This window comes from Anoxybacillus sp. MB8 (assembly GCF_011006755.1).
Lineage (GTDB): Bacteria > Bacillota > Bacilli > Bacillales > Anoxybacillaceae > Anoxybacillus > Anoxybacillus gonensis.
The window spans coordinates 40,382-53,322 of record NZ_RXXX01000007.1 but is presented as its reverse complement, the minus strand read 5'-3'; the positions used below and the strand labels follow the sequence as shown (position 1 = coordinate 53,322).

Genomic DNA, 12,941 nt, shown 5'->3' with positions numbered 1-12,941 from the left:
AGAGATGAACATAGCTGTTGGAACGAAAAATAATACAAAAGTGAAAGCGGTAAAGGCTGTGTTTCATGAGGCACACTATACGATTATTTCGAGTGATGTGCAACCGAGTGTGTCAAAACAACCGTTTTCCGACGAAGAAACGTTGCAAGGTGCGATTGAGCGAGCGACGTTAGCTGTTTGTAAACAACAAGCACATATCGGGATTGGTTTAGAAGGTGGTGTGTTCGTTGCACAAAATGGGGGAATTTGGTTATGTAATTGGGGGGCGCTCGTTGATCGCGATGGAGTTGTTGTTGTGGCAGGAGGGGCACGTATTCCCCTCCCCGCTGAAATCGGTGAACAATTAAGAAGTGGAAAAGAATTAGCTGAAGTGATGGATGAATACGCAAATCGCCGCGACGTTCGTTCAAATGAAGGGGCGATTGGTATTTTGACGAACGGAGCGATCGATCGAACAACGATGTATACACATATTGTTCATATGTTAAAAGGGCAGTATGAACATCAAAAGAAAGGATGGATAGATAGATGAAAACAATTGAACGTATAGAGCAATATAATGAAGTCATTCAACAAGGGAAAGTTATTATGATGTTTACAGCTGATTGGTGTCCAGATTGTCAAGTTATCAAGCCGATTTTGCCAGAAATCGAAGAACAGTTTTCGGATTATACGTTTTATGCGGTTGATCGCGATCAATTGCTCGATTTGTTTACAGCGCATAACGTATTCGGCATTCCAAGTTTTATCGCGTATGAAAACGGACAAGAACGAGGCCGATTTGTCAGCAAAGATCGGAAAACAAAAGAAGAAATCGTTGCTTTTATTGAACATTTAGGTGAGCGTGATGAATAGTAAACAAATAAGCGAGCATATTCAACAGCGATTATCTCATTATCCGTGGGAGTTTCAATGGGATCGAAAAAAAGATACACTTCGCATTGAACATCGCGAAACGAAAAAAGGCGTGACGATCTCCTTACCTCCAATTATTGCGAAATGGGAACTGGAAAAAGAGCGCGCTATTGATGAAGTCGTTTATTATGTAGAACAAACATTGAATGCATTACATGATGATTCATCGTTGCATGGAAAAGAAAAACATGTATATCCGGTTATTCGCTCTACTTCATTTCCGACAAAGACGAACGAAGGAGCGATGTTTATTTATGATGAACATACAGCAGAAACGCGCATTTATTATGCACTTGATTTAGGAACAACGTATCGGCTTATTGATGAGCGGTTAGTTGAATCGGAGCGCTGGGATGTGCAACAATTAAAAGAAATTGCGCGTTTTAATGTGCGTTCATTGCCTACAACGGTGAAAGAAGACCGTGTTGCAGGTAATACGTTTTACTTTTTGAATACAAACGATGGGTATGATGCAAGTCGCATATTAAATGATGCTTTTTTGAAAAAGTTTTCTGAAAAAATAAAAGGAACGATGTTATTGGCCGTTCCTCATCAAGATGTGCTTATTATTGCTGACATTGAGAACGAAATCGGATATGATGTACTTGCGCAGTTGACGATGAGTTTTTTTGCAAGCGGTAGAGTGCCGATTACCGCCCTCTCATTTTTATACGAAGATGGGCAACTTCAACCGATTTTTATTCTTGGAAAAAATCGTCGAAAGGATGAGAAACAATGAATGTATTTTACAATCGTGAAGGGATCGGAGATACGTTACTTATTACATTGAAAGCTGTCGATCCGCAAGTGCGAGCTTTTGAGAAAAAAGGAGATGTCGTGCGCATTTTCAATGAGCAGACAGGTGAGACAGTCGGTTACAATATTTTTCACGCATCTACATACGGTACATTTGAAGGAAATGGGGTCATTGAACGAACAGAACAACTGATTGCGACAATTAATGATATACTTCAAAAAAACGGTGTAGATGAGCAAGTAGCGGCTGATTTTTCACCGAAGTTTGTCGTTGGTTACGTGAAACAAAAAGAGAAACATCCGAATGCTGATAAGTTAAGCGTTTGTCAAGTCGATGTCGGTACGGAAACGTTGCAAATTGTATGTGGCGCTCCAAACGTTGAAGCTGGACAAAAAGTTGTTGTTGCAAAAGTTGGGGCAGTCATGCCAAGCGGTCTTGTCATTCAAGAGGCAGAGCTGCGTGGCGTAAAATCTTACGGAATGATTTGTTCTGCACGCGAACTAAACTTACCGAACGCTCCTCAAGAGAAAGGCATTCTCGTTTTAAATGATGAGTACGAAGTAGGCCAACCATTTTTCAGCTGACTTCCGTTGCGGCAGTCAGCTTTTTTTTGTGATAAAATAAAACTGAATGTACAAAGAAAGAGTGAGGACTGAATGGGTTGGTTAAAGGCATTATTTCGTTATTTATTTGGGGAGAACGATGAGATAAAAGAGACGCGAAAACACTCTCCATCCGTACCAAAAAACGAACATAAAGAGATGGAGGCGAAAGTCGTTTATGAATATCCGAAAGGGAAGTTTCGCTTTCCGTTAATTCCAGATGAACCGAAAGAAAGAAGAAAAGATAGAACAGATGAACCGTTGCCACAAACGGGTTCATTCGAGAAAAAAGTATATCGTCTCGATCGTAAAGCAAGTGAATCACGCGCATTTCGCCCAACGGATGTCCCATCACCTGTATTTGGTTATCAAAGAATGGAACGCGTAGAACGAAAAAATGAAGATAAACAAATGGTTGAATTTGAACTTCCGATTGTTGAAAAAGTCGAAACAAACGAATGTGTGAATGTAGAGGCAACTGAATCGATAGAAAAAGAAGAACATGTTGTTGCTGAGACAAACGAACATGCGCATATACAGGAGAGTGAGCCACTTCGTCATGAGGTGGACGATTTTGTTCACGAAAAGGAAGACGAAAAGCAAGAAGAAACAGAAATTGTTGAAGAAAAAACGGCACAAAAACAGCCACAAGAAAATAGAGAACAAGGGAGAGAAGAAGAAAAGGAGAAACAAGTACGGCAACGAAGTGGTGTGCCATACAATGTGATGATGTTAAAGCAAGATCGAGAAAAATGGAAAGAGCGACAAAAACAGTCAACATACGTGTTCCCGTCCTTATCATTGTTGCATCCACCACTCATCCGTCAAGAAGATGATGAAACATGGTTAAAAGAACAAGCGGAGCGGTTGAACGAGACGTTTAAAAATTTTAACGTTGGAGCAAAGGTTGTTCATGTAACGAAAGGGCCGACAGTTACTCGTTTTGAAGTACAGCCGGAACTTGGCGTGAAAGTGAATAAAATTACGAATTTAGCAGATGATATTAAATTAAATTTAGCAGCTGTCGATATTCGGATGGAAGCACCTATTCCAGGGAAAAACACAATAGGGATTGAAGTGCCGAATCGATCAAGTCGCCCGGTCTTTATTCGCGAAGTGTTACAAAGCGAAGCGTTTCAAAAGTCAGACTCTCCATTAACCGTTGCTTTAGGATTAGATATTTCAGGGAGACCCGTTGTGACCGATTTAAAAAAGATGCCTCATGGATTGATTGCTGGGGCAACAGGATCAGGGAAAAGTGTATGTATGAATGCGATGTTAGTCAGCTTGTTGTATAAAGCAACACCACATGAAGTGAAGTTGCTACTGATTGACCCGAAAATGGTTGAGCTTGCACCATATAATCATATTCCACACTTAGTCAGTCCGGTCATCACTGATGCAAAAGCAGCAACAGCAGCGTTAAAATGGGCTGTATCTGAAATGGAGCGACGATACGAACTATTTGCACATACGGGTGTACGTGATATAGTTCGTTATAACGAGTTAGTGCGAAAAGCACAAAAGCCGGAACAACATTTACCTTATATCGTCATTGTCATTGATGAGCTTGCCGATTTAATGATGGTTGCGCCAGCTGACGTCGAAGAAGCGATTTGCCGTATTGCTCAAAAAGCGCGAGCATGTGGTATGCACTTGCTTGTTGCTACACAGCGACCATCGGTGGACGTGATTACCGGTTTAATTAAAGCAAATATTCCAACACGCATTGCCTTTTCTGTATCGTCACAAATTGATTCACGCACGATTATTGATATAAACGGCGCGGAAAAGTTACTGGGGCGAGGCGATATGTTATTTTTAGAAAATGGAACGGCGAAACCGATTCGTTTACAAGGAAATTTCGTATCCGATGAAGAAATTGAGCGCGTCGTTGCCCATGTGCGTCAGCAAATGGAACCGTCTTATTTATTTCAACATGACGAGCTGTTGCAACAACATGTACAAGCTGATGAAGATGATGAATTGTTTTATGAGGCGTGTGAGTTTGTTGTTCAACAGGGGGGCGCTTCCACATCAAGTTTACAACGCCGCTTTCGCATTGGCTACAATCGAGCGGCACGTTTAATTGAGATGATGGAACAACGCGGAATCGTATCAGCTCCGAAAGGAAGTAAGCCGCGTGATGTTTTAATTGATGAGCAAGATCTTGAGCAACTACAAGATACGATTTAGATCAAGTGGTCGTGAAATAGAAAACATGCTATGCTAAATAAGTGAAAACGATGGTTGAAGGGGAAAGCAAAATGAAAGAAATCGAATTAAAGCTACAAGGAAAGATTAAACGGCTAACGAATAAAACGTTTAAATTTGATGAGCGTGTGCGAGATGGTTGGTTTTCAGCTGTATATTTTTTAAAAACGCGCGAAATTGTAAAAGAATTTCGTCCAAATAATATTGTCACGATGCAGTTTTTCCAAAAAGAACATGCAGTCTTATGCGGAACGGATGAAGTGATTGCTTTGTTGCATACATTTGCGGACGAACCAGAAAAATTAGAAATTTATTCATTAAAAGACGGAGATAAAATTAGCCCGTTTGAAACGGTGTTGACCATCACAGGTCCGTATCAAAATTTCGGATATTTAGAAGGGATTATTGACGGGATTTTGGCGCGCCGAACATCTGTAGCAACAAACGTGTATAACGTCGTTAAAGCTGCCGCTTTGTCAGGTGTGCAAAAACCGGTCATTTTTATGGGGGATCGTGATGACCATTTTATGATGCAAGCGGGTGATGGATATGCCGCTTTTATTGGCGGTTCAACCGCGCAAGCGACCCATGCGATGAACGAATGGTGGGGGAAACAAGGAATGGGAACGATGCCGCATGCGCTCATTCAATTGTTTGATGGGGATGTTGTTGCGGCAGCAAAGGCGTACCACACAAAATATCCAGATGACGATTTAATCGTTCTTGTCGATTATAATAATGACTGTATTACAGATGCACTGAAAGTGGCGCGAGAGTTTGGTGATAAGTTAAAGGCTGTTCGCGTCGATACGTCTCGAACGATGATCGATCAATATTTTATTCGTCACCCAGAAGTGCTTGGCACATTTGATCCGCGCGGTGTCAATCCACCACTTATTTTCGCTTTGCGTGAGGCACTTGATCGCGAAGGATTTGAGCATGTGAAAATTGTTGTTAGTGGCGGATTCAACGAACAGCGCATTATTGAGTTTGAAAAACAAGGTGTGCCAGTTGATATGTACGGTGTAGGAAGCAGTTTGTTAAAAGTACACATCGGCTTTACTGGCGATAACGTATTGTTAAACGGAAAACATCAAGCGAAAGCAGGGCGCCGTTATCGTCCAAATCCACGCCTTGAAAAAGTGGAGTATACTGGTCAGTAACACGGAAAAACTGATAGAAGAATGATGCTTCTATCAGTTTTTCTTATCATCGCGGTGAAACGATGGTATAATGAAGTTTGTTACATAAGATGAAAATAGCAAAACGGAATTTGTGTCATATACTGCTATATAGATCAACGATAGTTGGTGGAGGTTTTTTTATGACTATTTACCATTTTGTCGGCATTAAAGGTACTGGAATGAGCGCACTTGCTCAAGTGTTACATGATATGAAATGTGTTGTGCAAGGTTCAGACTATGATAAGCGGTTTTTTACGCAAGAGGCTTTAGAAGAACGTGGGATTCCCATTCTTCCATTTCGGGCGGAAAATATTCAAAAAAATATGGTTGTGATTGCAGGGAACGCATTTCCAGATACTCATGAAGAAATTGTAGCCGCTCGCGAACTCGGTGTACCAGTCATTCGTTATCATCAGTTTTTAGGTGAATTTTTGCAGAAATTTACTAGTATCGCTGTGACTGGCGCCCATGGGAAGACGTCAACAACAGGATTGCTCGCTCATGTGATGCAAGGAGCGCAACCGACGTCATATTTAATCGGAGATGGTTCCGGAAAGGGAAGAGAAGGAAGTAAATATTTTGTATTTGAAGCGTGCGAATATCGTCGTCACTTTTTAGCATATTGCCCTGATTATGCGATTATGACAAATATTGATTTCGATCATCCAGATTATTTTGCAAATATTGAAGATGTGTTTTCTGCATTTCAACAAATGGCGTGGCAAGTGAAAAAAGGAATTATTGCTTGCGGGGATGATGAATATTTACAAAAAATTCAAGCGAAAGTTCCTGTTGTTTTTTATGGGTTTGCTGAAGATAATGATTTTCAAGCACGAAATATTGTGAAAACATCAGAAGGTACATCGTTTGATGTGTTTGTGCGCCATACGTTTTTTGCTTCTTTCCATATTCCTCGATATGGCGATCATAACGTACTGAATGCGCTTGCTGTCATTGCGCTTTGCCATTACGAAGGGATTGATGTGAGCATTATTCAAGAACGATTAAAAACGTTTCCTGGGGTGAAACGTCGCTTCCATGAGAAACCGTTTGGTTCACAAGTGCTTATTGATGATTATGCTCATCATCCGACGGAAATACGGGCAACGATCGAGGCGGCAAGACAAAAGTATCCAGATCGTCAAATTGTTGCGATTTTTCAACCGCACACATATACACGGACGCAAACATTTTTACAAGAGTTTGCTGAAAGTTTATCGCTTGCTGATGCGGTATATTTGTGCGATATTTTTGGCTCAGCGCGCGAGCACCAAGGGAAATTATCCATCGAGGATTTGCGTGCAAAAATTGATGGGGCTAAACTGTTGCATGAGGAACAAGTTGACGTGTTAAAACACCATGATCACGCTGTCCTTATTTTTATGGGAGCAGGCGATATTCAAAAATTTCAAGAGAAATACGAACAATCGGTTCACGTATAAGCAAAAAGCAACTATGATGCGCTCATAGTTGCTTTTTTCATTTGTTCGTATGTGATGTTCCAATGTGAAGCATGCCACTTTACTCCTTGTTCAGTCACCCATAACACTTGAGGAGATTCATGCTTTACTTGGAGCGCTTCTGCGATATGCTGTGACAACGGACGAGCGTGTTGTACATGTAAGTAATAGGCGCGAATGTGTGGAAAATCGTTTGTAAACCGTTCAAATTCTAGCCATGCCCGATGGCTAATTGGGCATGTAAGGCTATGTTTCATAAATAAAAACGGGCGATGTGACAAGAAAATTTGCTCAAATTGTTCAATTGTTTCAACTTTCTCCATGTGCATCAGTTCCTTTATTCAAACGTTTTTCGACATCATGAACCGCTTGTTCGGTTTCTTTTAATAACTGTTCCACATCTGATGAAGGAAGCGGAATCGGGATAGATGAAATGGAATGCGATTTCTCTTGTTCGCTTTTTATCGGTTCTTCTTTTTCTTCACTTTTTCTCCATTCATTTATATTGTTTTCTTTGAAATCATTCAACAGTTGTTTTCCATGTTGTGCTGATTCGGTTAATAACTGCTTTCCGCGTTCGCTCGACAAAAAGAGTGCTGCTGCTGCACCTGCAATTCCCCCAACAATGGCCCCGAGTAGAAAAGAACCGTTTTTCGCCATATGAATGCCTCCTTACTTTCGTTTCTCTTTCCATTTTGTCCATATTTCAATGAGTGTTTGTCCCCACTGAATTGCCTGCGCAATTTTTTTTTCGTTTGTTGTTAACGTTTTAGAAATCGAGTTGCTAAATGTTTGAACGGTAACACCTACTTGTTTTACTGCATCGAATACGCTTTGCAAGCTTTCTGCTTTTTTATGCACGTCATCTGCAAGCGCGTTCGTCTTATGTAGTAATTGTGCCGTTTCTTTCCCAATTTCATGCATTTGTTTTTCAACTTCTTCTACTGTTTTTGCAACGTGTTGCAATGTCGTTTGAAGTGTTTTTAATGTTTGGACGACATAAATAACTAAAATGAGAAAGGCGATGGAGATGAGCGCAATGCTACTATACAAAACGATGTTCATTGTAAAACCCCTTTCTGTCTATCTTATATTTCATTCGACAAAAAGAGAAAAAATCCTGCAAAAAACTCCAAATTTTTTGTAGATCGGTTACAATATACATGTACATACGATGGAATGGAGGAATACAAAATGAAAGATCCGCGCATTGAAAAATTAGCGAAAAATTTAATTCATTACTCGCTTCGCCTACAAAAAGGGGAGAAAGTATTAATCGAAAACTTCGGTTTGCAGCGAGAGCTCGTCATTGCACTTGTGCGTGAAGCGTACGCTGTAGGAGCGTATCCGTTTGTTTCATTAAAAGATCATCAAGTCGATCGTGCGCTTTTGCTTGGTGCACAAGAAGAGCAGTTTCACATGATGGCTGAATTTGAAGCAAACGTCATGAAAGAAATGGATGCTTACATCGGCTTACGTGCAGGGGATAACATTAATGAGTTTGCGGATGTACCAGCTGACAAAATGAAAATTCATGGAAAAACAATTATGCAAAAAGTGCATCGGGACATTCGTGTACCGAAAACGAAATGGGTCGTGCTCCGCTATCCGAATCCGTCTATGGCACAGCTTGCGAAAATGAGTACAGAGGCGTTTGAAGATTTTTATTTCAACGTATGTAACTTAGACTACGGCAAAATGGATAAAGCGATGGATGCCCTTGTTGAGTTGATGAATAAAACAGACGAAGTGCGCATTACAGGACCAGGTACAGATTTAACGTTCTCCATTAAAGATATTCCTGCTATAAAATGTTCAGGTCAAATGAACATTCCAGATGGAGAAGTGTATACCGCTCCTGTTCGCGATTCCGTCAATGGTACAATTACATTTAATACGCCTTCACCTTATCAAGGCTTTACGTTTGAAAATGTCAAATTAACGTTTAAAGACGGAAAAATTATTGAAGCAACAGCAAACGATACAGAACGTATTAATCAAATTTTTGATACAGATGAAGGGGCGCGTTACATCGGCGAATTTGCAATCGGAGTCAACCCGTACATTCAACATCCGATGCAAGACATTTTATTTGATGAAAAAATCGATGGTAGCTTCCATTTCACACCAGGTCAATGTTACGATGAAGCGTACAATGGCAACCATTCGAACATCCATTGGGATATGGTTATGATTCAACGTCCAGAATATGGTGGCGGTGAAATATATTTTGATGGTGTGCTCATTCGTAAAGACGGCCGTTTTGTTCTCCCAGAGTTAGAGCCGTTAAATCCAGAAAACTTAAAATAAAAGAAAAAAAGCAACTATGGGCTACTCATAGTTGCTTTTTCTTCTGCCAAATAATTTCAAGTTGATCACCTGGGGCAAGCGTCTCGTAAAATGTTGTCGGTTTTCCGTTTTTCAGTAATGTAAATGTTGTTGACGCTCCTTGAGGAATATCAACTTGGACGTATTGAAATATATCTTGAAAAATAAACGGCTCGATTTTTCGCTGGCTAAATTGAAGCTCATCTCCATGTTGAACGAGATCGTCCTCATGAAGCTGTTCACCGTTACGATAAAACGCACCAATTTGTTTTGTTAATGTTAACGTTTCACCGTTAAATATAATTGGAAGCGAGTAATGAATGTTCAACTGTCTTGCTTCCGCTATTTGAGCGATTGTTCGCTGTTTTTGTTCATGAACGACGATGTGATCGCCGTCTTCAAATGAGGTATAGCGTTGGCACTCCATTCCATTTCGATATATCGTTGCGCCCCATTCAGGAAACTTTATTTTTTTTCCGTTTAACGTGATCGTAAATGGCTCGAGATGTTGGAGAAGATGGTCGTTTTTTGTTGCTTGCAAAAGTTGTTCCATCGTTTCTGGCATATGGACGACAATGGCGTCTCGATCACATAAAACAGCATCGAGGGAAGCAGGTTCCCCGTTCCGCAACACAAGCGGTTCAATCGTATATTGTTGCCCATTGATCGTCACTTGTTTTGTCGGTAATGATTCAAGCAAATCACGAAGTTGAATGGTTGCTTGCTTTCCGTCTTTCCCTTTTTCAACAACGATATGGTCGCCGTTTTTAATCGGTGTATCGAACGTTGCTGGTTCACCGTTTCTCATAATGATTGGTGGCTCTCCGTGTGTTCCGGGAACTGTAATTGTATTTCCATTGAGCGTAACGACGCAAGCTAAGCCGGGTTTGCCGTATAGTTTATGTAATTGAATACCTGCAGTTAATAGTGCATCACCGATCGTCAATTGTTTCATATCAAATAAACGAATCGATTGTCCGTTTACCTCTACTGTTACGTATTGAATGGGTGTTTGCTTTGCAGCGATCGCAATGCCAATAGGGGTTACGAGTTCTGGACGATGTTTCATTTCTTCACGATCGATGTGCAATTTTTGAATGGCATCAATGCCGCGAATGGCGACGCGATTTTCTGGCAGATGAAGTTTTTGAGCAAGCCGTTTTGGCAGTTCTGGCGTCAAGCTTCCTCCTCCAACAAGCATCACCGCTTTCGGCGGTTGATCGTTATTTAATCGTAAAATTTCTTGGCTGATCGCATCAGCAAGTCGATCAATCGCCTCAGAAATAGTTGCAATCATTTGTTCGCGAGACACTTCTGTTTCAAAACCGAGAATGTCTGTAATCGTTACTGTTTCTTTTGTATGTAAGTCACGTTTTGCCTGTTCTGCAAGAGGGAAATCGAGTAAATATGCATCAGAAATCGCTTCTGTAATTTCATCGCCCGCCATCGGTACCATTCCGTAAGCAATCACTGTCCCGCCATCTGTAATCGCGATATCAGACGTTCCTGCACCAATATCTACAAGCGCAACATTTAATCGCCGCATCGTCGGAGGGATGAGTACATTTAGGGCAGCGATCGGTTCGAGTGTTAGCGCCTCCATTTCTAAATGGGCACGTTGCAATGCTGCAAGAAGCGACTCGACGACAAGTTTCGGTAAAAATGTGGCGATGACTTCAACGCTCGCTTCATCTCCTTGTTGATCAATTAAGCTACCGATTTCTTCACCATCAATTTCATAGCGCGTCACCGAATAACCGACGCAGTAATAATGATGACTTTTTTCATTCGATGATTTTTCCGCTAACGTCATTTGTGCTTGTTGAACGGCGGCGAGTTCTAAGTATGTGACATCTTCATGAGTTAAAAGCGGTTTTCCTTTCACTGAAATCGTTGTTTTTCCTTTTTCTGTTTTTAATGAACGACCTGCTGCTGCGACGCATACACGTGTAAGAGACCCATGCCGTTCCTCTAACGTTTTTTTTATATCGATAATGACTTTCGCAACAGCAAGTACGTCATGAATTTGTCCGTCAAGCATGGCCCGTTCTTCATGTTCTTTGATGACAATGTCTTCAACTTGATATTGTCCGTCTGTTTCCTTTAAAATAATGCCAACCACTGAACGAGTGCCGATATCTAATGCAAAAATCAAGCTTCCCACCTTCTTTTTCGAAAATTAAAAAATTCTTTATTGCTTAAACGCGTTTTATAAATAAAGGGGTGACAACTTTATCCACTTCGTTTATAATAATCTCTAATTATATAGAAATGTACCATATTTTTTAGCTTATATAAAGAAAGGATGAGATGAATGAGTAACGAACGATTAGATGAGCTGAGAGCAAAGATTGATGAGTTAAATTTACAGTTGTTAAAGTTAATTAATGAACGTGGACGCCTTGTTCAAGAAATCGGGAAAATTAAAGATGCCCAAGGGACGTATTTTTATGATCCTGTTCGTGAAAGAAAAATGTTGGATTTAATTTTAGAACATAACGACGGCCCGTTTGATACGGCGACGTTAAAACATATTTTTAAAGAAATTTTTAAAGCCGGTCTTGATTTACAAGAAGATGATCATAAAAAAGCATTGCTCGTATCTCGAAAGAAAAAGCCAGAAAATACGATTGTCGATGTGAAAGGGGAAAAAATCGGCGATGGCAATCAATATTTTGTCATGGGACCATGCGCCGTTGAAAGCTATGAACAAGTGGCGGAAGTTGCACAAGCAATCAAGCGTCACGGTTTAAAATTGTTGCGAGGGGGAGCGTATAAACCACGCACATCACCATACGATTTCCAAGGTCTTGGAGTAGAAGGGTTAAAAATTTTAAAACGTGTAGCAGATGAATTCGATTTAGCGGTTATTAGTGAAATTGTGACGCCTGCAGATATTGAAACAGCGCTTGATTATATTGACGTCATTCAAATCGGGGCGCGCAATATGCAAAACTTTGAGTTGCTCAAAGCGGCTGGGCAAGTGAATAAACCGGTGTTGTTAAAGCGTGGATTAGCTGCAACGATTGAAGAGTTTATTCATGCGGCAGAATACATTATGTCGCAAGGAAATGGACAAATCATTTTGTGTGAACGTGGCATTCGCACATATGAAAAAGCGACGCGCAACACGCTTGACATTTCTGCAGTGCCGATTTTGAAAAAGGAAACGCACTTACCTGTTTTTGTTGATGTGACACATTCGACAGGGCGTCGAGATTTACTTTTACCGTGTGCGAAAGCAGCGCTTGCCATTGGGGCGGATGGCGTCATGGCTGAAGTGCATCCTGATCCTGCTGTGGCGTTATCTGATTCCGCACAACAGATGGACATTGATCAGTTCAATGAGTTTATGGAAGAATTAAAATCATTTCAAAAACAATTTGTAAAAGCATAACGAGAAGAAGCTGGTGATTTGTTCGCCAGCTTTTCTTTTTCTTATGAATTTATTTGTGAAAACGTTGCACTTGGGTAATCATTT

General features: G+C 40.7%; 13 protein-coding genes. 9 read left to right on the top strand and 4 right to left on the bottom strand.

The window, feature by feature from the left end:
• Positions 1–4: 4 nt before the first annotated feature.
• The 7 genes from EKC99_RS04435 to murC all read left to right on the top strand — a co-directional run bounded on the left by EKC99_RS04435 (position 5) and on the right by murC (position 7,114).
• On the top strand, positions 5–532 hold the full coding sequence (locus tag EKC99_RS04435) for a DUF84 family protein (protein ID WP_019416647.1): 528 nt from the start codon (positions 5–7) through the stop codon (positions 530–532).
• The gene (locus EKC99_RS04430) at positions 529–855 is read left to right on the top strand and encodes a thioredoxin family protein (protein WP_009361574.1); all 327 of its coding nucleotides are present in this window, start codon (positions 529–531) and stop codon (positions 853–855) included. Before EKC99_RS04435 ends, EKC99_RS04430 begins: the two co-directional genes overlap by 4 nt.
• Positions 848–1,654: a DUF1444 domain-containing protein gene (locus tag EKC99_RS04425; RefSeq protein ID WP_009361573.1), complete on the top strand. Its 807-nt coding sequence runs from the start codon at positions 848–850 to the stop codon at positions 1,652–1,654. The genes EKC99_RS04430 and EKC99_RS04425 overlap by 8 nt, the downstream gene beginning before the upstream one ends.
• Positions 1,651–2,256 carry a YtpR family tRNA-binding protein gene (gene ytpR / locus EKC99_RS04420; RefSeq protein WP_009361572.1) on the top strand — a complete coding sequence of 202 codons (606 nt, stop codon included), beginning with the start codon at positions 1,651–1,653 and terminating at the stop codon, positions 2,254–2,256. The genes EKC99_RS04425 and ytpR overlap by 4 nt, the downstream gene beginning before the upstream one ends.
• 72 nt (positions 2,257–2,328) lie before the next feature.
• The gene (locus tag EKC99_RS04415; RefSeq protein WP_163150738.1) at positions 2,329–4,470 is read left to right on the top strand and encodes a DNA translocase FtsK; all 2,142 of its coding nucleotides are present in this window, start codon (positions 2,329–2,331) and stop codon (positions 4,468–4,470) included.
• 71 nt (positions 4,471–4,541) lie between these two features.
• Positions 4,542–5,651 carry a nicotinate phosphoribosyltransferase gene (locus tag EKC99_RS04410; protein WP_009361570.1) on the top strand — a complete coding sequence of 370 codons (1,110 nt, stop codon included), beginning with the start codon at positions 4,542–4,544 and terminating at the stop codon, positions 5,649–5,651.
• A 161-nt stretch (positions 5,652–5,812) separates the two neighbouring features.
• Positions 5,813–7,114, top strand: coding sequence for a UDP-N-acetylmuramate--L-alanine ligase (gene murC, locus EKC99_RS04405; RefSeq protein WP_009361569.1), 1,302 nt, complete (start codon positions 5,813–5,815; stop codon positions 7,112–7,114).
• Between the two features lie 11 nt (positions 7,115–7,125).
• Here the strand turns inward: murC and ytxJ are convergent, their stop codons facing one another.
• From ytxJ to EKC99_RS04390, 3 genes are read right to left on the bottom strand one after another with little or no spacing between them, the layout of a single operon-like run.
• A complete protein-coding gene (ytxJ, locus tag EKC99_RS04400) occupies positions 7,126–7,455 on the bottom strand; it encodes a bacillithiol system redox-active protein YtxJ (protein ID WP_163150736.1) in 330 nt (109 codons plus the stop codon).
• Positions 7,442–7,792, bottom strand: a complete 351-nt coding sequence (locus tag EKC99_RS04395; RefSeq protein ID WP_163150734.1) for a YtxH domain-containing protein — start codon at positions 7,790–7,792, stop codon at positions 7,442–7,444. Before EKC99_RS04395 ends, ytxJ begins: the two co-directional genes overlap by 14 nt.
• 12 nt (positions 7,793–7,804) lie before the next feature.
• Positions 7,805–8,197, bottom strand: a complete 393-nt coding sequence (locus tag EKC99_RS04390; RefSeq protein ID WP_163150732.1) for a DUF948 domain-containing protein — start codon at positions 8,195–8,197, stop codon at positions 7,805–7,807.
• 129 nt (positions 8,198–8,326) lie between these two features.
• Between EKC99_RS04390 and EKC99_RS04385 the strand changes: the two genes are divergently transcribed.
• Positions 8,327–9,442: an aminopeptidase gene (locus EKC99_RS04385; RefSeq protein WP_009361565.1), complete on the top strand. Its 1,116-nt coding sequence runs from the start codon at positions 8,327–8,329 to the stop codon at positions 9,440–9,442.
• Positions 9,443–9,467: 25 nt separating this feature from the next.
• Here EKC99_RS04385 and EKC99_RS04380 read toward each other — a convergent pair whose 3' ends face one another.
• Positions 9,468–11,624 carry a cell division protein FtsA gene (locus EKC99_RS04380; RefSeq protein WP_163150731.1) on the bottom strand — a complete coding sequence of 719 codons (2,157 nt, stop codon included), beginning with the start codon at positions 11,622–11,624 and terminating at the stop codon, positions 9,468–9,470.
• Positions 11,625–11,774: 150 nt separating this feature from the next.
• On the opposite strand from EKC99_RS04380, the gene EKC99_RS04375 reads away from it, so the two are divergent.
• Positions 11,775–12,857, top strand: a complete 1,083-nt coding sequence (locus tag EKC99_RS04375) for a bifunctional 3-deoxy-7-phosphoheptulonate synthase/chorismate mutase (RefSeq protein WP_009361563.1) — start codon at positions 11,775–11,777, stop codon at positions 12,855–12,857.
• Positions 12,858–12,941: the final 84 nt, after the last annotated feature.